General features: G+C 70.1%; 23 protein-coding genes. 15 read left to right on the top strand and 8 right to left on the bottom strand.

The annotated features are described in order from the left end of the window. Positions 1-231 precede the first annotated feature (231 nt). On the bottom strand, positions 232-1,362 hold the full coding sequence (locus QR78_RS14075) for a glycosyltransferase family 4 protein (RefSeq protein WP_048428159.1): 1,131 nt from the start codon (positions 1,360-1,362) through the stop codon (positions 232-234). A gap of 353 nt (positions 1,363-1,715) precedes the next feature. Here QR78_RS14075 and rpmI point away from each other — a divergent pair, with 353 nt between their 5' ends. The 8 genes from rpmI (at position 1,716) to QR78_RS14035 (ending at position 10,406) form a co-directional block, all read left to right on the top strand. Next, positions 1,716-1,919, top strand: a complete 204-nt coding sequence (gene rpmI, locus QR78_RS14070; RefSeq protein WP_007561407.1) for a 50S ribosomal protein L35 — start codon at positions 1,716-1,718, stop codon at positions 1,917-1,919. Between the two features lie 66 nt (positions 1,920-1,985). Then, positions 1,986-2,363 (top strand): 50S ribosomal protein L20, encoded by a 378-nt coding sequence (gene rplT, locus QR78_RS14065; RefSeq protein WP_048428158.1) that lies wholly within the window; start codon positions 1,986-1,988, stop codon positions 2,361-2,363. Between the two features lie 167 nt (positions 2,364-2,530). Next, the gene (gene pheS / locus QR78_RS14060; RefSeq protein ID WP_048428157.1) at positions 2,531-3,613 is read left to right on the top strand and encodes a phenylalanine--tRNA ligase subunit alpha; all 1,083 of its coding nucleotides are present in this window, start codon (positions 2,531-2,533) and stop codon (positions 3,611-3,613) included. Positions 3,614-3,638: 25 nt separating this feature from the next. Next, positions 3,639-3,962 carry a hypothetical protein gene (locus tag QR78_RS14055; RefSeq protein WP_048428156.1) on the top strand — a complete coding sequence of 108 codons (324 nt, stop codon included), beginning with the start codon at positions 3,639-3,641 and terminating at the stop codon, positions 3,960-3,962. A gap of 189 nt (positions 3,963-4,151) precedes the next feature. Next, a complete protein-coding gene (locus tag QR78_RS14050; RefSeq protein WP_048428155.1) occupies positions 4,152-4,445 on the top strand; it encodes a hypothetical protein in 294 nt (97 codons plus the stop codon). 19 nt (positions 4,446-4,464) lie between these two features. After that, entirely contained in the window at positions 4,465-6,888 is a 2,424-nt protein-coding gene (pheT, locus tag QR78_RS14045; protein WP_048428154.1) for a phenylalanine--tRNA ligase subunit beta, read from the top strand. A gap of 60 nt (positions 6,889-6,948) precedes the next feature. Then, positions 6,949-7,887: a DUF1186 domain-containing protein gene (locus QR78_RS33620; protein ID WP_122982819.1), complete on the top strand. Its 939-nt coding sequence runs from the start codon at positions 6,949-6,951 to the stop codon at positions 7,885-7,887. A 521-nt stretch (positions 7,888-8,408) separates the two neighbouring features. Continuing rightward, entirely contained in the window at positions 8,409-10,406 is a 1,998-nt protein-coding gene (locus QR78_RS14035) for a methyl-accepting chemotaxis protein (protein ID WP_048428152.1), read from the top strand. Positions 10,407-10,502: 96 nt separating this feature from the next. On the opposite strand, the gene QR78_RS14030 is transcribed toward QR78_RS14035, so the two are convergent. Continuing rightward, complete coding sequence (locus tag QR78_RS14030; protein ID WP_125901058.1) at positions 10,503-10,922, bottom strand: hypothetical protein; 420 nt, start codon at positions 10,920-10,922, stop codon at positions 10,503-10,505. A gap of 46 nt (positions 10,923-10,968) precedes the next feature. Further along, entirely contained in the window at positions 10,969-11,748 is a 780-nt protein-coding gene (locus QR78_RS14025; protein WP_048428150.1) for a HesA/MoeB/ThiF family protein, read from the bottom strand. A 158-nt stretch (positions 11,749-11,906) separates the two neighbouring features. Between QR78_RS14025 and dapE the strand changes: the two genes are divergently transcribed. Beyond that, complete coding sequence (dapE, locus tag QR78_RS14020) at positions 11,907-13,106, top strand: succinyl-diaminopimelate desuccinylase (RefSeq protein ID WP_048428149.1); 1,200 nt, start codon at positions 11,907-11,909, stop codon at positions 13,104-13,106. Between the two features lie 51 nt (positions 13,107-13,157). Beyond that, positions 13,158-13,730: a hypothetical protein gene (locus QR78_RS14015; protein ID WP_048428148.1), complete on the top strand. Its 573-nt coding sequence runs from the start codon at positions 13,158-13,160 to the stop codon at positions 13,728-13,730. Positions 13,731-13,984: 254 nt separating this feature from the next. Here the strand turns inward: QR78_RS14015 and QR78_RS14010 are convergent, their stop codons facing one another. After that, on the bottom strand, positions 13,985-14,914 hold the full coding sequence (locus tag QR78_RS14010; protein ID WP_048428147.1) for a histone deacetylase family protein: 930 nt from the start codon (positions 14,912-14,914) through the stop codon (positions 13,985-13,987). A gap of 196 nt (positions 14,915-15,110) precedes the next feature. On the opposite strand from QR78_RS14010, the gene QR78_RS14005 reads away from it, so the two are divergent. Continuing rightward, the gene (locus QR78_RS14005; RefSeq protein ID WP_048428146.1) at positions 15,111-15,710 is read left to right on the top strand and encodes a L,D-transpeptidase; all 600 of its coding nucleotides are present in this window, start codon (positions 15,111-15,113) and stop codon (positions 15,708-15,710) included. Positions 15,711-15,958: 248 nt separating this feature from the next. After that, positions 15,959-16,405: a hypothetical protein gene (locus QR78_RS14000; RefSeq protein WP_048428145.1), complete on the top strand. Its 447-nt coding sequence runs from the start codon at positions 15,959-15,961 to the stop codon at positions 16,403-16,405. 77 nt (positions 16,406-16,482) lie between these two features. Here QR78_RS14000 and QR78_RS13995 read toward each other — a convergent pair whose 3' ends face one another. Together QR78_RS13995 and QR78_RS13990 are read right to left on the bottom strand one after the other, a co-directional pair. Then, positions 16,483-16,887, bottom strand: a complete 405-nt coding sequence (locus QR78_RS13995) for a type II toxin-antitoxin system VapC family toxin (protein WP_048428144.1) — start codon at positions 16,885-16,887, stop codon at positions 16,483-16,485. Continuing rightward, entirely contained in the window at positions 16,884-17,141 is a 258-nt protein-coding gene (locus QR78_RS13990) for an AbrB/MazE/SpoVT family DNA-binding domain-containing protein (RefSeq protein WP_048428143.1), read from the bottom strand. Before QR78_RS13990 ends, QR78_RS13995 begins: the two co-directional genes overlap by 4 nt. 259 nt (positions 17,142-17,400) lie before the next feature. Between QR78_RS13990 and QR78_RS13985 the strand changes: the two genes are divergently transcribed. The 3 genes from QR78_RS13985 (at position 17,401) to QR78_RS13975 (ending at position 20,463) form a co-directional block, all read left to right on the top strand. Further along, a complete protein-coding gene (locus tag QR78_RS13985) occupies positions 17,401-17,847 on the top strand; it encodes a hypothetical protein (protein ID WP_048428142.1) in 447 nt (148 codons plus the stop codon). A 185-nt stretch (positions 17,848-18,032) separates the two neighbouring features. Continuing rightward, the gene (locus tag QR78_RS13980) at positions 18,033-20,036 is read left to right on the top strand and encodes an acetyl-CoA carboxylase biotin carboxylase subunit (protein WP_048428141.1); all 2,004 of its coding nucleotides are present in this window, start codon (positions 18,033-18,035) and stop codon (positions 20,034-20,036) included. A 10-nt stretch (positions 20,037-20,046) separates the two neighbouring features. After that, positions 20,047-20,463 (top strand): gamma-glutamylcyclotransferase family protein, encoded by a 417-nt coding sequence (locus QR78_RS13975; RefSeq protein ID WP_048428162.1) that lies wholly within the window; start codon positions 20,047-20,049, stop codon positions 20,461-20,463. 49 nt (positions 20,464-20,512) lie between these two features. Here QR78_RS13975 and hisI read toward each other — a convergent pair whose 3' ends face one another. Beyond that, a complete protein-coding gene (gene hisI, locus QR78_RS13970) occupies positions 20,513-20,935 on the bottom strand; it encodes a phosphoribosyl-AMP cyclohydrolase (RefSeq protein ID WP_048428140.1) in 423 nt (140 codons plus the stop codon). Next, positions 20,932-21,591: a GTP cyclohydrolase I FolE gene (gene folE / locus QR78_RS13965; RefSeq protein ID WP_048428139.1), complete on the bottom strand. Its 660-nt coding sequence runs from the start codon at positions 21,589-21,591 to the stop codon at positions 20,932-20,934. Before folE ends, hisI begins: the two co-directional genes overlap by 4 nt. Positions 21,592-21,785: the final 194 nt, after the last annotated feature.

Raw genomic sequence — 21,785 nt, 5'->3', positions numbered from 1 at the left:
CCCCCCGCTGCCGTCCGGGCGGGGCGCCCGGACGGCAGCGGGGGGAGGAACCCGCGGCGATTCGCGGGTCGGACCCCACGCTAGAGCGAAAGTGGGCCATCGTGCGGCGGGCGCCAGGGGGGAGCTGCGATCGGGCAGGCTCGGATTTTGGGCAGGGACGGCGCAAACGGAAGGCCCGGCCCCCTCGCGGGGACCGGGCCTTCTGATTCGATCACGGGATGATGGGGCGGATCAGACCGCGCGCAGCACCGGATGCGCGACGCCGTTGGTCGCGCCGTTCAGGGTCGCCGGGGCGCCGAGGGTCAGGCCCGGGATCTTGATCGCGTCGAGGTCGCCGGCGAGCAGCGACTCGTAGGCGGCGACGTAGGAGCGGGCCATGACGCTCGCGGTGAAGCGGGTCTCGAAGTAGCGGCGCACGCCCTCGCGGCTCATCGCCTTGCAGGTCTCGACCGCGGCGATCGCCTCGTCCATCGACTCGACGACGACGCCCGACACGCCGTCCTTGATGACCTCCGGCACGGAGCCGTTGCGCCATGCGATCACCGGCGTGCCGGCCGACATCGCCTCGATCATCACCAGGCCGAAGGGCTCCGGCCAGTCGATCGGGAAGGCGAGCGCCAGGGCGTTGCCGAGGAAGTCGTGCTTCTGGTCCTCGTTGATCTCGCCGATATACTCGATCAGCGGGTGGTGGGTCATCGGCTCGATGACCTCGTCCCAGTATTCCTGGTCGGCCTTGTCGACCTTGGCGGCGATCTTCAGCTTCACGCCGGAGGCCTTGGCGATCTCGATCGCGCGGTCGGGGCGTTTCTCGGGCGAGATGCGGCCGAGGAAGGCGAGGTAGCCGCCGTCCTTCGGATTGGGCGAGAAGCGGCAATTCTCCGCCGGCAGGCCGTGATGGATGGTCTGGAGCCAGTTCGCGTTCCCGGGCATCGGGCCGCGCTGGTGGTCGGAGATCGACACGAGCGGCATGCCCGTGAAGGTCCGGTAGACCGGCATGAAGTCCGGCACGTCGAGCCGCCCGTGCAGGGTGGTGACGCACTTGTGGTTGAACTCCTCGAACAGCGGATACTGCAGGAGGTCGATGTGGAAGTGGATGACGTCGAACTCGTCCGCCCGCCGGCGCAGGTGATAGAGCATGGCGAGGTGGCTGGCGACGTGGTCGCGGATGCCGGCGAGCCGCAGGCCCTCGGGGCAGCAGGCGACCAGCTTGGCGCTCGTCTCCGAGTCGCCGCTCGCGAACAGCGTGACGTCGTGGCCCTGGCGGACCAGTTCCTCGGTGAGCCACGAGACGACACGCTCGGTGCCGCCGTAGAATTTCGGCGGAACGGCCTCCGCGAGGGGGGCTACCTGGGCAATGCGCACGAGGAAATCTCCTGAGACGCCAAACGGGGGCGGATCAACGTTGGCGGGGACTAAGCAGGATGGGGCCTGAGCGGGACATGAACGAAACCGCGTACCCGCGCTTATTGTTCCGGTGCAGCGCACAACGCCAGGGCGAGCGGACGATCGTTCCCGCCTCCCACAGGGGCGAAGCGCACGACGATGCGACGATTGCGTGAAGCCCCGGTCCCTGCTATGGCACGCGCCTCGCTGAACCGCCCGGCCGTGAGGGCTGCCGTGGCGGTTCGTGTCGCTCCACCATCGATCGATCGACGATCGTCGGGATCCGCCCCGTGGCGGGACTCGGGAGGTGGAGTTCGCGTCAGGAGAGCAAAATGCCCAAGCTGAAGACCAAGTCGGGCGCCAAGAAGCGCTTCAAGATCACCGGGACCGGCAAGGTCATGTACGCCCAGGCCGGCAAGCGCCACGGCATGATCAAGCGGACCACGAAGCAGATCCGCAACCTGCGCGGCACGACCACCCTGTTCGAGGGCGACGCCGCCAACGTGAAGAAGTACTTCCTGCCGAACGCCCGCTAAGGACCGGCTTCGCCAAAGAAGACGCTTCGTCCCGCATCTGTTTCGTAGAAATCCCAGGAGATCACCATGGCCCGCGTCAAGCGCGGCGTGACCAGCCACGCCAAGCACAAGAAGGTTTTCAAGGCCGCCAAGGGCTATTACGGCCGGCGCAAGAATACGATCCGGATCGCCAAGCAGGCGGTCGAGAAGGGCATGCAATATGCCTACCGCGATCGTAAGAACAAGAAGCGCAACTTCCGCGCCCTGTGGATCCAGCGCATCAACGCCGCGGTCCGCCCGCACGGCCTGACCTACTCGCGCTTCATCGACGGCCTGGCCAAGGCCGGCGTGCAGGTCGACCGCAAGGCGCTCTCCGAGCTCGCCATCCACGAGCCGGCGGCCTTCGTCGCCGTGGTCGAGAAGGCGAAGTCCGCTCTGCCGGCCGAGCTCGTCAAGGCGGCCTAACGCCGGTCGCGTCCGGGTCCGCACCCTCGCGCGGGCCCTTCGAAGAGACCACCATCACGGCCCGCCCGCGCGGGCCGTTTTGCGTTGCGCGGGTCGTTTCCGGCGCTCCGGGTTGACGGGGCGGGGCGGCGCGTTGCAGGGCATCCGCGAGCCCGATTGAGCAGACCATGACCGATCTCACCAGCCTCGAAACCGATCTCCTCGCCCAGGTCACCGGCGCCGCCGACGAGGCCGCGCTCGAGGGTGTGCGCGTCGCCGCCCTCGGCAAGAAGGGCGCCGTCTCCGAGCTGCTGAAGACGCTAGGCGGCATGAGCCCCGAGGCCCGCAAGGAGCAGGGGCCGCTGATCAACGGCCTGCGCGACCGCGTCCAGGGCGCGATCCAGTCGCGGCGCGAGACGCTGGCGGAAGCCGCGCTGACGGCGCGGCTGTCCGCCGAGCGGATCGACGTGACCCTGCCGGTGCGCGAGGGGCCCGAGACCCGCGGCCGCATCCACCCGATCACCCAGGTGATGGACGAGATCACGGCGATCTTCGGCGATATGGGCTTCTCGATCGCGGAAGGGCCCGACGTCGAGACCGACGACCTCAACTTCACGGCGCTCAACTTCCCCGAGGGCCATCCGGCCCGGGAGATGCACGACACCTTCTTCCTGCGGCCCGACCGGGACGGGAAGCGCAAGCTCCTGCGCACCCACACCTCGCCGGTGCAGGTCCGCACCATGCGCAACGTGCAGCCGCCGATCCGGGTGATCTGTCCGGGCCGCACCTACCGGCACGATTCCGACCAGACCCACACCCCGATGTTCCACCAGGTCGAGGGCCTGGTGATCGACAAGCAGGCCAACATCGCCCATCTGAAGTGGATCCTGGAAGAGTTCTGCAAGGCGTTCTTCGAGGTCGACAGCGTGAAGATGCGCTTCCGGCCGTCGTTCTTCCCCTTCACCGAGCCCTCGGCCGAGGTCGACATCCAGTGCTCGCGCAAGGGCGGCGAGATCCGCTTCGGCGAGGGCGACGACTGGCTCGAGATCCTCGGCTGCGGCATGGTCCACCCCAACGTGCTGCGCAATTGCGGCCTCGACCCGGATTCCGTCCAGGGCTTCGCCTGGGGCATGGGCATCGACCGGATCGCGATGCTCAAATACGGCATGCCGGACCTGCGCCCGTTCTTCGAGGCGGATGTCCGCTGGCTCGAGCATTACGGCTTCCGGCCCCTCGACATCCCGAGCCTGGTCGGCGGCCTGACCGGCTGATTTTTCTGCCTTCACGAGGCATCCGATGACCGAGAACGAGATCCTGGTGATCGCCGACGAGGTCCTGACTCGCCACCTCGCCGCCTCCGGCTATGAGCGGGCGGAGCTGCGCGCGGGCTACGACCACGACGACGATCCGGCGCTGCTCTTCACTGCCCACTTCAAGCTCGGCTCGGAGGCGGCCGGCGGCGCTGAATCCAGCGCCGCGCACGTGGCTTTGCGGATGACCCTGCTCGAGAAGGGGGAGGAGCGCTTCCCCTATCTCCGGTTCATCTACGCGGACGATTTCGCGGGCGACGAGAACGATGAGGACGACGAGATCGAATGGGATGAGGAAGAGGACGCGTGATGCCGCGCCTCGGCAATCCCCTCGTCTACGATCTCCTCGTCGTCGCCGACCTGCTCTCGGATCAGCGCGGCCGCCGCAACCTGCAGAGGGCCGCGATGCGGCGCGCCGTCAGCAGCGCGTACTACGCGGTGTTCCACGGGGTCTGCTTCATCTGCACGCGCGCTCGGCCTCTGGAGGCGCGATGCTGCGTTGACGGAACCGATCTACCGACTGCTCGATCACGCGCAGATCAGGAAACGGCTGAGCGGGCGCGAGGCAGCCGAGATCAGCGCAGCCGTCGCCGAGATCGGCATCAACTTCGCCGAGCTGCAGGCGCTCCGACATCTGGCGGATTACAGCCCGCCGAGCCTCGACATCAGCCGCGAGGAAGCACGCAGCACGGTCGCCCGCGCTCGCAAGACCATCTCCGACCTCGAATCCCTCGACGACGACCAGTGCCGCCGCCTGGCCGTCCTTCTCATCACCAAGGCCCGGCTCGTCTGAGCCGAGAGGTTTTATCCCGATGAAATTCACCCTCTCCTGGCTCAAGGACCACCTCGACACCGATGCCTCCCTCGACGTGATCGTCGAGACGCTGACCCGCATCGGGCTGGAGGTCGAGCGCGTCGAGGACAAGGCCGCGGATCTCTCGGCCTACCGCATCGCCGCAGTGCTCACCGCCGAGCAGCACCCGAACGCCGACCGCCTGCGGGTCTGCTCCGTCGATACCGGCGAGGGCGCCCCCGTCCAGGTGGTCTGCGGCGCGCCGAACGCGCGGGCCGGCATGAAGACGGTGTTCGCGCCCCCCGGCACCTACGTGCCGGGCAAGAACATCACCCTGTCGGTCGGCGTGATCCGCGGCGTCGAGAGCCGCGGCATGCTGTGCTCGGGCTCCGAGCTCGGCCTGTCGGACGACCATGACGGCATCCTCGATCTGCCCGCCGACGCTCCGGTGGGCCAGGCCTATGCGGCCTTCGCCGGCCTCGACGATCCGGTGATCGAGATCAACCTGACGCCGAACCGGCCCGACTGCACCGGCATCTCCGGCATCGCCCGCGACCTCGCGGCGGCCGGCATCGGCACGCTCAGGCGCGAGCAGCTGGCGCCGGTGCGCGGGGAGGGGGCCTGCCCGGTCACGGTCACCCGCGACTTCGCGCCGGAGGACGCGCACCTCTGCCCGCTCTTCGGGTTGCGGCTGGTGCGCGGCGTCAAGAACGGGCCGTCGCCCGAATGGATGCGCCGGCGCCTGACCGCCATCGGCCTGCGGCCGATCAATGCGCTCGTCGACATCACCAACTACGTCACCTTCGACCGCGGCCGGCCGCTCCACGTCTTCGACGCCGCCAAGGTGAAGGGCGCCCTCACCGTGCGCCGCGCCCGCGAGGGCGAAGAGATCGTGGCCCTCGACGGGCGGACCTACCGGCTCGACGACGGTGCGATCGTCATCGCCGACGAGGCCGGCGTCGAGTCGATCGCCGGCATCATGGGGGCTGAGCATTCGGGCTGCGACGAGGGCACGACCGACGTGCTGATCGAGTCGGCCCTGTGGGACCCGCTCACCATCGCCCGCACGGGGCGCCGCCTCGGCATCGTGACGGATGCTCGCTATCGCTTCGAGCGCGGGGTCGATCCGGCCTTCGCCCTGCCGGGTCTCGATCTCGCGACGAAGCTCGTGCTCGACCTGTGCGGCGGCACCCCGAGCCAGGCCACCGTGTCGGGCGAGGTGCCGGATACCGATCGCATCATCGACTTCCCGTGGACCGAGGTGCGCCGGCTGTCCGGCCTCGACCTGCCGCGGCCCGAGATGAAGGTGACGCTGGAATCGCTCGGCTTCCACGTCGCCGGCTCGGGCGACCGGGTGAAGGTGCTCTCGCCGTCCTGGCGGCCCGACGTCGAGGGCAAGGCCGACCTCGTCGAGGAGATCGTGCGCATCGCCGGCCTCGACCGGATCGAGCCCAAGCCCCTGCCGCGGATCGAGGCGACGGTGATCCGCCCGGTCCTGACGGTGATGCAGAAGCGCACCCGGCAGGCCAAGCGCGAATTCGCCGCCCGCGGCCTCGTCGAGGCGGTGACCTGGTCGTTCATCGCGCATGACGACGCCACCCTGTTCGGCGGCGGCAAGCCGGAACTGGCGCTGGCGAACCCCATCGCCGCCGACCTGTCGGACATGCGCCCGAGCCTGGTCCCGGGTCTCGCCCGCGCTGCGCAGCGCAACGCCGACCGCGGATACGGCGACGTCGCCCTGTTCGAGGTCGGGCAGTGCTTCGCCTCCGACCAGCCCGAGGGCCAGACCACCAAGGCGACGGCGCTCCGCCGCGGCTCCGCCCGCCATGGCGGCGCCGGCCGGCACTGGGACGGCGCGGTCAAGCCCGTCGACGCCTTCGAGGCCAAGGCCGACGCGCTGGCGCTGCTGACCTCCCTCGGCGTGCCGACCGGCGGCCTCCAGGTCGTCGCCGGCGGGCCGGACTGGCTGCATCCCGGCCGCTCCGGCACGCTGCAATTCGGGCCGCGCAACCCGGTCGGGTTCTTCGGCGAGCTGCATCCGCGGGTGCTGAAGGCCCTCGACATCAAGGGCCCGGTGGTGGTGTGCGAGATCACGCTGGACGCCTTGCCGCTCCCGAAGCACCGGCCGACCAAGATGAAGCCGGCCGCCAGCCTGCCGGACTTCCAGCCGCTCACCCGCGACTTCGCCTTCGTGGTCTCGCGCCAGGTCGCGGCCGGCGACATCCTGAAGGCGGTGCAAGGCGCCGAGCGCACCCTCGTGACCGGCATCGAGGTGTTCGACGTCTACGAGGGCGCGGGGATCGGCGAGGACCAGAAGTCCGTCGCCGTGGCGGTGCGGCTCCAGCCGACCGACCGCACCCTCACCGATGCCGAGATCGAGGCGGTGAGCCAAAAAATCGTCGCCGAGGTGACGCGCAAGACCGGCGCGACCCTGCGGGGCTGAGCGAGGCGTCTGGCGGCGCGTCGCGCGCCGCCGGCGGGGACGGACGAGGAGGAGACGGGCATGGCAGGGACGGACATGGCGGCGCCCGATCCGGTCCGGGAGCTCTCGGCGGCGACCTACCTGCCGGAGGAGGCCCTCCGGCGGGCGCTGGCGGCGCCGGAGGTGATCGCCGAGCCGGTCCTGGCGATCCTCGACCGAGCCGCCGACGGCGAGGGCGAGAGCCTGACCGAGCCCGAGCGGACCCTGCTGTTCTGGGGCATCCACGTCCTGGCCTCGGCCCGGAACGTCCGGATCCACGCGCCGCTGATGCGCCTCCTGCGCCGCGACGACGACGCGATCGCGGCGGCGCTCGGCGAGGATTACCCCAGTACCCTGTCGGGCCTGGTCGCCGCCAGCTTCGACGGCGACGTCGAGCGCCTGCTCGGGGCCATCGCCGGCGAGGCGCCGGTCGGCATCGCCCGGATGCAGCTCTTCCATGCGCTGGCGCTGCTCACCGCCGACGGGCGCATCGACCGCGAGGCGGCGAAGGCATTCCTGGTCCGGTTCGATACCGAGCGGCTGGCCTCGCCCGAGGACGAGGAGGTCTGGCAGGGCTGGGAGGACGCGGTCTCGCTCTTGGGCTTCGACGACCTCGTCCCCCGCCTCAAGGCCGCGCGTAAGGACGGCCGCAACGCCGGCAACGTCGTCGATTGGGAGACGGTGCAGGAGACCCTGAAGGAGGCCCGCCTGCGCCCGAAGAGCCGCCAGCGCTTTGACGACCTGCTGATCGACTATCTCGACGACCCGATCGGCGCGCTGGAGCACACCCGCGAGGGCGCCGACGCTCACCGGCCCGACCTCGACGAGGACGGTTTCCCGATCCCCGAGCGCAATCCCTATCGTGATGTCGGCCGCAACGATCCCTGTCCCTGCGGCAGCGGCAAGAAGTTCAAGAAGTGCTGCCTCGACAAGGTCGAGCAGGGATTCGCGGCCCTGCCGCCGCTGCCGCGGGGGCGCTGAGGATCCGGCGGCGGTACGATCGGATTTTCGGAATATCCCTTCCGACAACGGGATCACCAGCCCCCGCGGCGGACCCGCAAGTCCCGCATGCCCGAGCGGGGCCGGTTTCCGCATCACGCAGCGATCGCCGAGCGATCGATGGGACACTGCTGGATGCGCCGTGAGCCGGCGTCAGTGCACCGTCCACCTATCTCACGCCGAGCAATCGTTCGAAGTCGTGGCAACCAATGCGCGACGCGCCCGCTCTCGCGTCGAGCCAAAATTTGCGCATTCTGCCTTCATATGAGGCAGTGCCAAGTCTGTCAGCCACACGCTCTGATCCTGCCGATGCTTGGTTTTCGCTTCGGGCGTTCCCAGCCTCATGAGAGGAAACAGGCGTCTCGACGATCCCACGTACCGAATTGATCATGCCGCCAGTAATATTGGACTTGATCAAAAAAATATTGCTGAATTTACGAAACGTTCCGGAACCTGTCGTAGCGTCCGGTCCACGTTGGCGATCGATAGTGACGGACGGTCCGATGAGAGTTCCCTTGCGTGCGCGGCTGTATGGCGGCTTCGCGATCCTGGCGGTGCTGGTCGCGGTGATGGGTGGCTTCTCGTACCGGCAGACCGGCCAGCTCGACGATTTGTTCACGCAGAAAGCGCAGCTCGAGCAGGCGGCGCGGGAGCTCTACACGCTGAACGGCCTGACCGAGCGCTTCGCGGCCCAGAGCCTCAAGTACCGGACGACGCAGACCGCCGAGATGGCCGCCGGGATGCAGGCGAGCCTGTCCGAGGCCTCGCAGCTCGCCGACGGGCTGATGAAGCGCGCCTTGTCGGACGAGCGGCGGGCGCTTTACGCCGACCTGCGCGAGAGGTCGAACCGCCTCGCCGCGGAGGTGCCGAAATTCGTCGCGCTCGGCGTGCAGATCCGCGACAACAAGGCCGGCGTCTACACCGCGGGCGACGACCTGACCAAGGCCTCGGGGGCCCTCGTTGCCCAGCTGCGTGCGGGTGGCGACGAGGAGATCCTGGCCCAGGCGGTCGAGATCGAGCGGATCCTGCTGCTGTTCCGGGTGATGAACTGGCGCTTCCTCGCCACCACGGATCCGAAGACCCGCACGCTCTCGGCCGGACACTTCACCAGCGCCGAGGCGACGATCGGCAAGCTGAAGACCCTGAACCTGAGCCCGGCGCAGAAGCGCGACCTCGGCACCCTGGAGGAGACGCTGCATCGCCTCAACGGCCACATCACGGCGGCGGCCGCCGCGATGCTGGAGAGCGAGGCCCTCTACGACCGAAACCTGAAGCCCCAGGCCGAGGCCATCGCCGCCGCCGGCACGCTGGTGCGCGGCAAGCTCGACGCGGCGCTCGAGACGATCAGCGATCACAGCCTCGCCACGATGGACTCCGCCAAGGGGGTGCAGGCCGGACTCCTGGCGGTCATCCTGGCGATCAGCCTCACCCTGGCGATCCTGATCGCCCGCGGCATCACCCGCCCGATCTCCGGCATGACCCGCGCGATGAGCCGCCTGGCCGCGGGCGAGACCGCCGTCGCGATCCCGTCCCAGGACGCCACCGACGAGATGGGCGAGATGGCCCGCGCCGTGGAGGTGTTTCGCCAGAACGCGATCACGCGGCTCGCGCTCGAGGCCGACCAGGCGGCGCAGGCCTCCGCCCGCCAGCGCCGGGCCGACCGGGTCGACGCCCTCGTGCTCGCGTTCCAGCAGCGGGTCGCCGGCTCGCTCGGGATCGTGACCTCGGCGGCCACCGAGCTCGACGCCACCGCCCGCTCGATGAACCAGGTCGCCGACGGCACCAACGCCCAGGCGGTCGCCTCCAGCGCCGCCGCCGAGGAGACCTCCGCCAACGTCCAGACCGTCGCCTCCGCGGCGGAGGAGATGGTGGCCTCCTTGCGCGAGATCGAGCGCCAGGTGATCCAGTCGCGCGAGATTGCCGGCCATGCCGCGAAGGAGGCCGAGGCCACGAACGGCGCCATGGCGAGCCTCGGCACCGCGGCGACCCAGATCGGCGCCGCCGTCACCACGATCTCGGCCATCGCCGACCAGACGAACCTGCTGGCCTTGAACGCCACCATCGAGGCGGCCCGGGCCGGGGCGGCCGGCCGCGGCTTCGCGGTGGTGGCCGCCGAGGTCAAGGAACTCGCCGGCCAGACGGCGCGGGCGACCGAGGAGATCGGCGGGCAGATCGCGGCGATCCAGGCCGCCACCGGTCAGGCGGGGGCCGCCATCCGGCAGATCGGCGGCACGATCGCGGCGCTCAACGAGATCAGCAGCGCCATCGCGGCGACGGTGGTGGAGCAGACCGCGGCGACGGCCGAGATCTCCCGCAACGCCACCGAGGCGGCCCGCGGGACCCAGGACGTCTCGTCGAGCGTCTCCCGCGTGCTGTCGCTCGCCGACCAGACCGGCGGCGCCGCCTCCCAGGTGCTCGCGGCCGCCGCCGAGCTGGCGACGCAATCGCTGACTGTCAAGCAGGAGGTCGACGGCTTCCTGGGCGAGATCCGGGCGGCGTAAGGAGTGGATCTCCACCCCGATTCGGGGTCGGCCGGGTGGCGATACCCGGCCTCACTCGTCATCGGGGGGCTCTCGCCCGGTCGATCCGCTGGGCATTCATCGCCCGTACAGAAACGTCCCGCAGAGGCTCGGGCCTGACTCGCCGGTCGGGCGCGCCTCGCCCGTGAAGGCGGCGAGGTTCAGCGAGCGGCCGGCATCGCTCCGGTAGACGACGATCCAGCGTACCGGCGAGCCGCACAGCCGATTGCCGCGCAGCAGAACCGGATCGGCCGGCCGCGTCACCTTGAGGATGCGGGCGGGCACCGGCCCCGTGGTGGTGCCGAAGGCCGGATCATCGGCCGCGATCGCGAGCGGGAACGACTTGCCCGCCGCGGACAACCGCGTCGGCGACAGGGTGATGTCGCCAGTGATCGCCATGGCGGTCGTGCTCGTCGCCGACCAGCGCTCCACCCCCGGCGCCGCCAGGACCGGACAGGCGGCGAGCAGCGAGGCAATCATCAGACCCGTTCGCCTCATGCGGGCGTCCTCCCGAATCCCGTCGTCGATCTCGCGCCGGCTGCCCTCAGCCCTCCGTCCCGCTCAGCGGGTTGCCCGGGTCCCAGGCATAGGACAGGGTCTCGAAGCGTAGCGACCGGGTGTCGACCATCAGCAGGCGCCCGACCAGCGGCTCGCCGAAACCCGCGACGGCGCGGATCACCTCCAGCGCCATCAGCGAGCCCATCAGGCCGGCCAGCGCGCCGAGCACCCCGGCCTCGGCGCAGGTCGGCACCGATCCCGCGGGCGGCGGGCTCGGGAAGAGGCAGCGATAGGTCGGGTTCGGCCGGCCGTCGGCGCCGGTCTCGTGGGCCCGGATCGTGGTGAGCGAGCCGTCGAACTGGCCGAGCGCCGCGGTCACCAGCGGCCGGCCGGCCCGGTAGCAGGCATCCGAGACGGCGTAGCGGGTCGAAAAATTGTCCGAGCCGTCGGCGACGAGGTCGTACCCGGCGATGAGCCCCTCGGCATTCTCAGGCGTCAGCCGGGTGGCGTGGGTCTCGACCCGCACGTTCGGGTTGAGGCGCGCGACGGCCTCGGCCGCACTCTCGACCTTCGGCCGGCCGATATCCGGCGTGCCGTGGATCACCTGGCGCTGGAGGTTCGAGAGCGAGACCGTGTCGTCGTCGACGATACCGATCGTGCCGATACCGGCGGCGGCCAGGTACTGGATCAGCGGTGCGCCGAGGCCGCCGGCCCCGATCACCAGCACGCGGGCGGCCTTGAGCCGGACCTGGCCGGGGCCGCCGACCTCCCGCAGCACGATGTGGCGGGCGTAGCGTTCGATCTCGTCGGGGCTGAGCGCGGTCATCCGGGTTGATTAAGCGAGAGGCCGGGCGCGGGGAAGGCCCTCGGGATGCACGGTTCCGTTGCGCAGTTGTCTTGTCAGGTTCTCTTGTCAGGTTCTCTTGCGCGGCGTTCGGCGCTACGGCTCGCGGCGACCGATCCTCGAGCCCGCGGACCCGCCCCGTGACCGACGCCCCATCCTCCGCCCATTCCCCGGTGGCCCTGGCCCAGGGGCTGATCCGCTGTCCCTCGGTGACGCCGCAGGAGGGCGGGGCGCTCGCCTACCTGGCCGAGATCCTGACCGCGGCCGGATTCACGGTCGAGCGGCCGGTCTTCTCGGAGCCGGGCACGCCCGACATCGAGAACCTCTATGCCCGCCTCGGCGAGGGGCCGTGCCTGCTGTTTGCCGGCCATACCGACGTGGTGCCGCCGGGCGACGCCGCGGCCTGGCGCCACGACCCGTTCGCTGGCGCCATCGAGGGCGGCGAGCTGTTCGGCCGCGGCGCGGTCGACATGAAGGGCGGCATCGCCTGCATGCTGGCGGCGGTGCTGGCCTTCCTCGGCCGGCGGGGGCCGGATTTCGGCGGCGCCATCGCGTTCCTGATCACCGGTGACGAGGAGGGACCGGCGGTGAACGGCACCGTCAAGCTCCTCGACTGGGCGCGGGCGCGGGGCGAGCTTTTCGCCCATTGCCTGCTCGGCGAGCCGACCAACCCGGACACGCTCGGCGAGATGATCAAGATCGGCCGGCGCGGTTCGCTGACGGCCAACCTCACCGTGCACGGGGTCCAGGGCCACGTCGCCTATCCGCACCGGGCCGAGAACCCGATTCCCGGCCTCCTGCGCCTGGCGCAGGGGCTGCTGGCCGAGCCGCTCGATGCGGGAACCGCGCATTTCGACGCCTCGAACCTCGAATTCACCACGATGGATGTCGGCAATCCGGCGACCAACGTGATCCCGGCCGAGGCGCGGGCGACCTTCAACATCCGCTTCAACGACCTCTGGACGCCCGAGACCCTGGCCGCCGAGCTGGAGCGGCGCCTGGCCGCCGCCGCCGGCAACACGGTGCGCTACAGCCTCGATATCCGCCCGACCAACTCCGTCGCCTTCCTGACCCAGCCCGACGCCTTCGTGGAGCAGGTGGCGGACGCGATCGAGGCCGAGACCGGCCGCCGGCCCGCCCTCTCGACCACCGGCGGCACCTCGGATGCGCGCTTCATCAAGAATGCCTGCCCGGTGATCGAGTTCGGCCTCGTCGGGCGGACGATGCACCAGATCGACGAGCGGGTGGCGGTCGCCGACCTCGACCGGCTGGCGGCGATCGTCGGCCGCGTGCTCGACGCGTACTTCCCGCAGAATGCTGCGACGCAGCGCCAGGCTTGACCGATCTTAGACGAAAGTTGAATCTGGCGGCCTCGATCCCGGAGGCCGCCGATGTTCCTGAGCGCTGACGATGTGGCCCGCTCGCTGCGCGGCACCGCCGGGCTGATGGGCCGACGGCCCGATGCCCTGCGCCATTTCGACATGAGCGAGCGCGGCTTCTGGCGCTCCTTCGGGGCCGTCTGGCTGACCGCCCCGGCCCTCACGGTGGCGCTCGCCCTGGAGCGCGGGACCGGCACGGCGCTCTTTCGGCTCGACCACGTCACCCTGGCGGCGATCGCCGGGATCGCCGCGGGCTTCCTCGCGGTGCCGCTCGCCATGATCGCGGTCCTGCGCCGTCTCGGCCGGACCCGGGTCTACGTGCCCTTCGTGGTCGTCACCAACTGGTGCCTGGCGGCGGGGCTGGTGGTGCTGACCCTGCCGGGCAGCCTGCTGCTCCTCGGTCTCGCCACGCCGGGTCTCGCGGAACTGTATGCCGCCGCCTTCGTGATGGTAGCGCTATGGCTGCACGGTCGCGCCGCCCGGGCGATCCTCGACCTGCCGGGGCCCGCCGCGGCGCTGGTCACGCTCGTGTGCTTCGGGCTTGTGGTGGGATTGGCCGGAGGGGTCCACGCGCTGCTGGTCTGAACCGGCGCCGAGCGGAGCGTGCCCGTCGGCACGATCCGGCCTATGGCCGTCCTCGGTATCCTCCCGGGCCCGTTTCAAGGGGGTTCGAAACTCCCGGCTGACGACGGCACGGGGGAGGGAGGAGCGGACGCTGCAGTCGATTCGCGACATTCGTGTTCGGGCGACCGGGATTCCGGTCCGTGGCGAGCCCCGGCTGTCGCGGTGCGTCGTCGAGACCGGGCCGATCCGACGGGCGGCGCGGATCGCCCCCGCTCTCACCGCCCCATCAGGGTCTCGACATGGGCGGCGACCGACTTCGACAGGCCGATGAGATCGTAGCCGCCTTCGAGCAGCGAGACGACCCGGCCGCCGCAGCGGCGGTCGGCGATCTCCATCACGGCCCGGGTCGCCCAGGCGAAGTCGGCCTCGGTGAGCTTCAGGTTGGCGAGAGGATCGCGCCAATGGGCGTCGAACCCGGCCGAGATCACGATCAGGTCGGGGCGGAACGCCTCGAGGCGCGGCAGCACGCCGTGGCTGAAGGCCTCCCGGAAGGTGTCGCCGTCGTCCCCCGCATGCAGCGCCACGTTGACGATGGTGTCGTGCTCGCCGCGCTCGGAGGGCGCGCCGGTGCCGGGAAACAGCGGCATCTGGTGGGTCGAGGCGTAGAGCACGCTCGGATCGTCCCAAAAGATGTCCTGCGAGCCGTTGCCGTGGTGGACGTCCCAATCGACCAGCGCCACCCGGGCGGCGCCGTGGTGCCGGCGCGCGTGGCGGGCCGCCACCGCGGCGGTGTTGAACAGGCAGAAGCCCATGGCGCGCTCGCGCTCGGCGTGGTGGCCGGGCGGGCGCATCGCCGCGAAGGCGTTGGCGACGCGGCCCTCCATCACCTCGTCGACCGCCCGCACCGCGGCCCCGAGCGCCCGGCGCGCCGCCTCCAGCGAGCCCGGGGACATCACGGTGTCGGAATCGATGCCGACCAGCCCCTCGTCCGGCGCCACGGCGGCGATGGCCGCGACGTAGTTCTCCGGGTGGGCGAGCCCCGCGACCGAGAGGTCGGCGAGCGGCGCCTGCTCGCGCACGAGAGCCGCGAAGCGCTCGTCCTCCAGGGCCCGCTCGATCACCCGGATTCGGTCGGCCCGCTCGGGGTGGCCCGGCGGCGTGTCGTGGTCGAGGGAAGCCGGATGGCAGAGATAGAGCGTCGTCATCGTGCCCGCTTCGCGCGTTCCCCCGGGCCGGTCGTGCGACGGCCCATCCCTGGGGAGCACCGTGGCAGGGCCATGGCCCCGACGCAACACACGGCCGGCATCGTGCACAGCGGCGCGCCTCTTCGCTTCGCGCGCCAAAGGCCACGCTTTACCGTCGAGGACGACTGATTCGCCTGCTCGACAAGGTTTTTCCCCGATGCGCCGCCCCCGCCCCGCCCTCGCGCTCGTTCTGACGGGGGCCCTCCTGGCGCTGCCGGGCTGCATGTATCGCGCCACGCCCGATCCCGAATTGTCGGCCCGGGACAAGGAGTGGATGGCGATGGTGCCGGAGCCCGAGGTCGACCGGCGCTTCGCCCGCTACATGATCGAGGATCCTACGGCCGAGGCCCCCGGCACCATCGTGGTCGAGACGAAGGAGCGCCAGCTCTACTATGTCCTGCCCGACCGCAAGGCGATCCGCTACGGCGTCACCGTGGGCGACGAGGCCTATGGCTGGTCCGGCACGGCGCGGATCTTCCGCAAGGCCGCTTGGCCGGACTGGCACCCGCCGGCCGAGATGATCAAGCGCTGGCCCCACGTCCACGCGATGCAGGGCGGTCCCGCCAACCCTCTCGGCGCCCGCGCCCTCTACCTGGCGGACGGTACCGGCAAGGACACGCTCTACCGCATCCACGGCACCAACGAGCCGGAGCGGATCGGCCAGGCGGCCTCCTCCGGCTGCATCCGCATGCGCAACATCGACGTGGTCGACCTGTACAACCGGGTCGGCGCGGACGCGAAGGTGATCGTGCGGTAGGACGGCTCCTCTTGATCAGGCCTCGTATGGGGCCGCTTCCCGGCAGACGATCCGGTCTGCCGGGGACCATGCCGGATCGCAATCGCCCGTTCCTCGCAACGCTTTGGCAACGCCATCCCGTTGCCGGGCTTTAACCTGAACAAGGATTCAGATCCCGCCGTTAACCTGTCGAAGCCCTCCCGCCCCGCATAGTCCTTCTCACACAGGGACAAGCACCGGCACAACAAAGGCCGGGGAGGCATAGGCAGATGATCAACGCTTCGCTGCAACACTTCTGCAACCGTATCCTGGCTGCCGGCACCCTCGGCCTCGAGGACGTGCGCGAGCTCGGCCGGACCGTGCTGCCCGACGGGCTGACTTGCCGCGACGAGGCCGACATGCTGTTCGCCCTCGACCGGGCGGTCCCGGTGGCCGACGCTGCCTTCGCCGACTGGCTGGTCGCCGCGGTGGTCGATTTCGCGGTCTGGGGCGAGCGCCCGACCGGGCACATCGACGCCGATACCGCCCACTGGCTCGCCGCCTCGCTCGGCTGCGGCCGCGGGCCGACCGCGACCGGCGCCCGCATCGCCGTCGAGGTGGTGCGCGAGGCCGAGACCAACGACGCGGTGCTGATCGGCTTTGCCCTCAAGGCCAACCGGGCGCGGGCCGGGGGCGACGAGGCGGAGGAGATCCTGGCCTACGCCATTGCCGCGTGATGACGGGCTTTCGCCCTGCTGCGCTGCGTGACGACAGGCTTTCGCCCTTTCGCGCCGCGTGACGGCACAGGGCTGCGTCAGAGCCAGTTCTCGACCGACAGCCCGCCGATACGCCGAAACTCCGCCTCGTTCGCCGTCACGAGCGGAACCTCGAGCGCGAGCGCCTGAGCCGCGATGAGGAGATCGTTCGGTCCGATCGGCCGACCCGCAGCCTCGAGATCGGCGCGAATTCTTCCATAGATGACATCGGCGGGAGTCTCGAACGGAACCACGTCGATCGCTGCCAGCACGGCTTCGAGCTGACGGAGAAGGCGAGCCGACCCCCGCTTCGCGCAGCCGTAGCGGAGTTCCGCGACCGAGACGATGCTCGTCGCGATGCCTTTGCTGCCGACCCGTGCGATCTGCCGGGCCACGGCACCGGACGGGTTGCGGATCAGATCGGAGAGGATGTTCGTATCGAGCAGGAAGCGCGGGCCGCTCATAGCGGATCATCGTCCAGGGGCGGCAGCGTCTTGTCGAAGTCTGGGAAATCCTCCTCGATCGGCTCCAGGGTCGCCAGGACCTCCAGAAGGTCCTTCTTGCCGATCGGCTCCAGGATGAGGCGGTCGCCATCGCGGCTGATGCGGACCCGGTCCCCGGGCAAGGCGAATTCGGCCGGGATGCGCACGGCCTGGCTGCGATTGTTGCGGAACAGCTTCACCTCCCGCGCCTGCGGTATCGGGGTCGGTCTCGCCATGCTGGCACCTCGAAATGGCATATGCCAAGCATATACCTCCCGCTCGTCGGCCTCCAGAGCTTTCGCGTGGGGTCATGCGACCCGCAGCTCCCGTCGATCCACCCGCGCAACGCTTTGGAAACGCCGTCCCGTTGCCGGGCTTTAACCTGAACAGGGATTCAGATCCCGCCGTTAACCTGTCGAAGCCCTCCCGCCCCGCATAGTCCTTCTCACACAGGGACAAGCACCGGCACAACAAAGGCCGAGGAGGCATAGGCAGATGATCAACGCTTCGCTGCAACACTTCTGCAACCGTATCCTCGCGGCCGGCACCCTCGGCCTGGAGGACGTGCGCGAGCTCGGCCGGACCGTACTGCCCGACGGGCTGACCTGCCGCGACGAGGCCGACATGCTGTTCGGTCTCGACCGGGCGGTCCCGGTGGCCGACGCCGCCTTCGCCGACTGGCTGGTCGCCGCGGTGGTCGATTTCGCGGTCTGGGGCGAGCGCCCGACCGGGCACATCGACGCCGATACCGCCCACTGGCTCGCCGCCTCGCTCGGTTGCGGCCGCGGGCCGACCGCGACCGGCGCCCGCATCGCCGTCGAGGTGGTGCGCGAGGCCGAGACCAACGACGCGGTGCTGATCGGCTTTGCCCTCAAGGCCAACCGGGCGCGGGCCGGGGGCGACGAGGCGGAGGAGATCCTGGCCTACGCCATTGCTGCATGAAGACGGACTCCGCCCTTCTGCGCCGCGTGACGACGGGCTTCGCCCTGCTGGGCCGCGTGAAGGGGTTCGCCCCTTTGGCCGAGAACAGCCGGCTTTGCGCCGCGCGCGCCATGCTTTAACGGGGATGAGCTTGGGTGTGATCCACCCCGGCCCGGCTTCTCCTCAAGGCTCGAGTGCGCGCTCCGATGTTCGACAAGATCCTGATCGCCAACCGCGGCGAGATTGCCTGCCGCATCATCAAGACGGCGCGCCGGATGGGGATCAAGACGGTGGCGGTCTATTCCGACGCCGACCGCGACGCGCTGCACGTCGCCATGGCCGACGAGGCGGTGCATATCGGCCCGGCCGCCGCGGCCCAGTCCTACCTCGTCATCGACAAGATCGTGGAGGCCTGCAAGCAGACCGGCGCGCAAGCGGTGCATCCCGGCTACGGCTTCCTCTCCGAGCGCGAGGCCTTCCCGAAGGCGCTCGAAGCCGCCGGCATCGTGTTCATCGGCCCGAACCCGGGCGCCATCGCCGCCATGGGCGACAAGATCGAGTCGAAGAAGGCGGCCTCCGCGGCAAGCGTCTCGACCGTGCCGGGCTTCCTCGGGGTGATCGAGAGCCCGGAGCACGCCGTCACCATCGCCGACGAGATCGGCTATCCGGTGATGATCAAGGCCTCGGCCGGTGGCGGCGGCAAGGGCATGCGCATCGCGCATTCGGCGGATGAAGTCGCGGAGGGCTTTGCCCGCGCCCGCTCCGAGGCCGCCTCGTCCTTTGGCGACGACCGGGTCTTCGTGGAAAAGTTCATCACCGATCCGCGCCACATCGAGATCCAGGTCATCGGCGACAAGCACGGCAACGTCGTCTATCTCGGCGAGCGCGAGTGCTCGATCCAGCGCCGCAACCAGAAGGTCATCGAGGAGGCGCCCTCGCCGCTCCTCGACGAGGCCACCCGCCGCAAGATGGGCGAGCAGGCCGTGGCCCTGGCCAAGGCCGTGAACTACGATTCCGCCGGCACCGTCGAGTTCGTCGCCGGACAGGACAAGTCGTTCTACTTCCTCGAGATGAACACCCGGCTCCAGGTCGAGCACCCGGTGACCGAGATGATCACCGGCCTCGACCTCGTCGAGCTGATGATCCGGGTCGCCGCCGGCGAGACGCTGCCGGTCACCCAGAACGACGTGAAGCTCAACGGCTGGGCGGTGGAGAGCCGGGTCTACGCCGAGGATCCGACCCGCAACTTCCTGCCCTCGATCGGCCGGCTCACCACCTACCGGCCGCCGGAGGAGGGCGAGTTCGGCGAGGCGATCGTGCGCAACGACACCGGCGTCGAGGAGGGGAGCGAGATCGCGATCCACTACGACCCGATGATCGCCAAGCTCGTCACCTGGGCGCCGACCCGCGCCGAGGCGATTGCTTCGCAGGCCCAGGCCCTCGACGCCTTCGCGATCGACGGCATCCGCCACAACATCCCGTTCCTCTCGGCGCTGATGCACCATCCGCGCTGGCAGGAGGGCCGGCTCTCCACCGGCTTCATCGCCGAGGAGTTTCCGAACGGGTTCGAGGCCCCGAAGCCCGAGGGCGAGGTGGCGCGCCGGATGGCGGCGGTGGCGGCTGCGATCGACCACCTGCAGAACGAGCGCAAGCGCGGCATCTCGGGCCAGATGCGCGAGCCCTACCTGCTGCGCTTCGAGCATGAGCGGGTGGTAATGCTCGGCGACCAGCGCTTCGAGGCGATCGTCGAGACCACCAACGACGGGGTCTCGGTCGCCTTCGCCGACGGGACCGAGTGGCAGGTCGACAGCGACTGGCTGCCGGGCGAGCCGGTCTGGACCGGCCTGATCGACGGCGAGATGGCGGCGGTTCAGGTCCGGTCCCTCCTGAACGGCGTGCTGCTGCACCACGCGGGCGCTGCCGCCGAGGCCCGAGTCTATACCAAGCGCGAGGCGGAACTCGCCGCCCTGATGCCGGTCAAGGAGGTCGGCGGCTCGGGCAAGCAGCTGCTCTGCCCGATGCCGGGGCTGGTGAAGAGCATCATGGTCACCCCCGGCCAAGAGGTGAAGGCCGGCGAGCCGCTGGCGATCGTCGAGGCGATGAAGATGGAGAACGTGCTGCGCGCCGAGCGCGACGGCACCGTCCAGACCATCCAGGCCAAGGAAGGCGACAGCCTCGCGGTCGACGCGGTGATCCTCGAATTCGCCTGACCGGTTGGTCGTGCCGCTCTACTTCGCCTACGGCTCCAACATGGACCGGGCCGCCATGGCCCGGCGCTGCCCCGCCTCGCGGGTCCTCGGCCTCGGCCGGCTCAACCGCCACCGCCTGGTGATCATGCGCGAGGGCTACGCCTCGGTGGAGCGCTGGCCTTCGGGCACGGTCTGGGGCGTGCTGTGGGATCTGGCGCTCAGCGACGTGCCCGCCCTCGACCGCTACGAGGGCGTGGCGAGCGGGCTCTACGTCAAGGCGCAGCAGCCCGTCTCGACCGAGGGCGGGGTGCGGCGGGCGCTGGTCTATCTCGGCCGCGGCAATGGCGGCGTGCCGCGACCGGGCTACCTGGAAGGCGTGATCGCGGCGGGCCGGGAGAACGGGTTGCCGGAGATCTATCTGAAGGGATTGGCGGCGCTGAAGCGCTGAACGCCAAAAACCCTCCCCCCTCTGCGGGGGAGGGTTGAGCCGCAGTGCCCTACGAAGCGCGGGGAACCAGCGTCACCGCTCCGCTTTCGGGATCGTAGCTCACGCCCCGATAGAAGCAGGACCGCCGCCCGGTATGGCAGCACCCGCCATCGCCACCGACGCGCACCCGCAGCAGCAGCGCGTCCTGGTCGCAATCGACCCGCATCTCGACGAGCGTCTGGATCTGCCCGCTGGTGGCGCCCTTGTGCCAGAGCTCCCCGCGCGAGCGCGACCAGTACCAGGCCTCGCCGGTGGCGAGCGTGCGCGCCAGCGACTCGGCGTTCATGTGGGCGAGCATCAGCATCTCGCCGGTATCGGCATCGACCGCGACTGCAGTGATCAGGCCGTCCGGGCCGAAGCGCGGCGTGAAGGTCTCGCCTTCTTCCAGCTCGCGCTTGGAGCCGGGCGGGGCGAAGGTGGGGAGCAGGGTCATCGCCGGTCGCGCACGAGGGTGAGGAAGCGGACCTGTTCGGTCGGGTCTTGCTTGAAGACGCCGGTGAACTGGGTGGTGATGGTCGAGACGCCGGATTTCTGCACGCCGCGCATCGCCATGCACAGGTGCTCGGCCTCCACCATCACGGCGACGCCGCGGGGATGCAGCACCGAATCGATGACGTCGGCGATCTGGGCGGTCATCGTCTCCTGGGTCTGGAGGCGGCGTGCGAAGGTGTCGACCACCCGGGCGAGCTTGGAGAGGCCGACGACGCCGCGGCGGGGATAGTAGGCGATGTGGGCGTGGCCCATGAACGGCACCATGTGGTGCTCGCAATGGGAGTGGAACGGGATGTCGCGCACCAGCACGATGTCGGAATAGCCCTCGACCTCCTCGAACACCCGGTCGAGAATGGCGTCGGCGTCCTGGCGGTAGCCGCCGAAGATCTGCTCGTAGGCCTTCACCACGCGCTTGGGCGTCTCGATCAGGCCCTCGCGGTCCGGGTCGTCGCCGGCCCAGCGCAGCAGGGTGCGCACGGCGGCCTCGGCCTCCTGGCGGGTCGGCCGTTCGGTGACCGGCGCCGGCCGGGGGGCGTCGCTGCGCTTGTCGGCCGCCTCCGGGGCCCGGACCGACAAGGACTTCAGCACCGCGTCCATCACGCCTCCAAGATCGTGGGCAAGATCGTGTCGACCCGAAAATCCGGCTCGTCGGGGTCGTCCTGCCGTCGCGTCATTCGCACCGCGACCCGGCCGCGTCTCGCGGAACCGGGCATCGCCGCCTATATCACGGGTCCGGCTCGGCCGCGCAATGCGCCGGGGGCGCGGCAGGTCCTTGCGCCCCGATGCATCCG

Source organism: Methylobacterium indicum (assembly GCF_001043895.1).
Taxonomy (GTDB): Bacteria; Pseudomonadota; Alphaproteobacteria; order Rhizobiales; family Beijerinckiaceae; genus Methylobacterium; species Methylobacterium indicum.
The sequence above is the reverse complement of the archived record's forward strand: the minus strand, read 5'-3'. Positions and strand labels throughout refer to the sequence as shown.

Excerpts from the sequence above, each read along its gene's own strand:
- rplT (WP_048428158.1), top strand. The coding sequence starts at position 1,986 with ATGGCCCGCGTCAAGCGCGGCGTGACCAGCCACGCCAAGCACAAGAAG.
- folE (WP_048428139.1), bottom strand. The coding sequence starts at position 21,591 with ATGGACGCGGTGCTGAAGTCCTTGTCGGTCCGGGCCCCGGAGGCGGCC.
- rpmI (WP_007561407.1), top strand. The coding sequence starts at position 1,716 with ATGCCCAAGCTGAAGACCAAGTCGGGCGCCAAGAAGCGCTTCAAGATC.
- pheT (WP_048428154.1), top strand. The coding sequence starts at position 4,465 with ATGAAATTCACCCTCTCCTGGCTCAAGGACCACCTCGACACCGATGCC.
- QR78_RS33620 (WP_122982819.1), top strand. The coding sequence starts at position 6,949 with ATGGCAGGGACGGACATGGCGGCGCCCGATCCGGTCCGGGAGCTCTCG.
- QR78_RS14025 (WP_048428150.1), bottom strand. The coding sequence starts at position 11,748 with ATGACCGCGCTCAGCCCCGACGAGATCGAACGCTACGCCCGCCACATC.
- QR78_RS13995 (WP_048428144.1), bottom strand. The coding sequence starts at position 16,887 with ATGAGCGGCCCGCGCTTCCTGCTCGATACGAACATCCTCTCCGATCTG.
- hisI (WP_048428140.1), bottom strand. The coding sequence starts at position 20,935 with ATGACCCTGCTCCCCACCTTCGCCCCGCCCGGCTCCAAGCGCGAGCTG.
- QR78_RS13985 (WP_048428142.1), top strand. The coding sequence starts at position 17,401 with ATGATCAACGCTTCGCTGCAACACTTCTGCAACCGTATCCTCGCGGCC.
- QR78_RS14010 (WP_048428147.1), bottom strand. The coding sequence starts at position 14,914 with ATGACGACGCTCTATCTCTGCCATCCGGCTTCCCTCGACCACGACACG.
- QR78_RS14055 (WP_048428156.1), top strand. The coding sequence starts at position 3,639 with ATGACCGAGAACGAGATCCTGGTGATCGCCGACGAGGTCCTGACTCGC.
- QR78_RS14005 (WP_048428146.1), top strand. The coding sequence starts at position 15,111 with ATGCGCCGCCCCCGCCCCGCCCTCGCGCTCGTTCTGACGGGGGCCCTC.
- QR78_RS14030 (WP_125901058.1), bottom strand. The coding sequence starts at position 10,922 with ATGAGGCGAACGGGTCTGATGATTGCCTCGCTGCTCGCCGCCTGTCCG.
- QR78_RS14000 (WP_048428145.1), top strand. The coding sequence starts at position 15,959 with ATGATCAACGCTTCGCTGCAACACTTCTGCAACCGTATCCTGGCTGCC.
- QR78_RS14015 (WP_048428148.1), top strand. The coding sequence starts at position 13,158 with ATGTTCCTGAGCGCTGACGATGTGGCCCGCTCGCTGCGCGGCACCGCC.
- QR78_RS14035 (WP_048428152.1), top strand. The coding sequence starts at position 8,409 with ATGAGAGTTCCCTTGCGTGCGCGGCTGTATGGCGGCTTCGCGATCCTG.
- QR78_RS13980 (WP_048428141.1), top strand. The coding sequence starts at position 18,033 with ATGTTCGACAAGATCCTGATCGCCAACCGCGGCGAGATTGCCTGCCGC.
- QR78_RS13990 (WP_048428143.1), bottom strand. The coding sequence starts at position 17,141 with ATGGCGAGACCGACCCCGATACCGCAGGCGCGGGAGGTGAAGCTGTTC.
- pheS (WP_048428157.1), top strand. The coding sequence starts at position 2,531 with ATGACCGATCTCACCAGCCTCGAAACCGATCTCCTCGCCCAGGTCACC.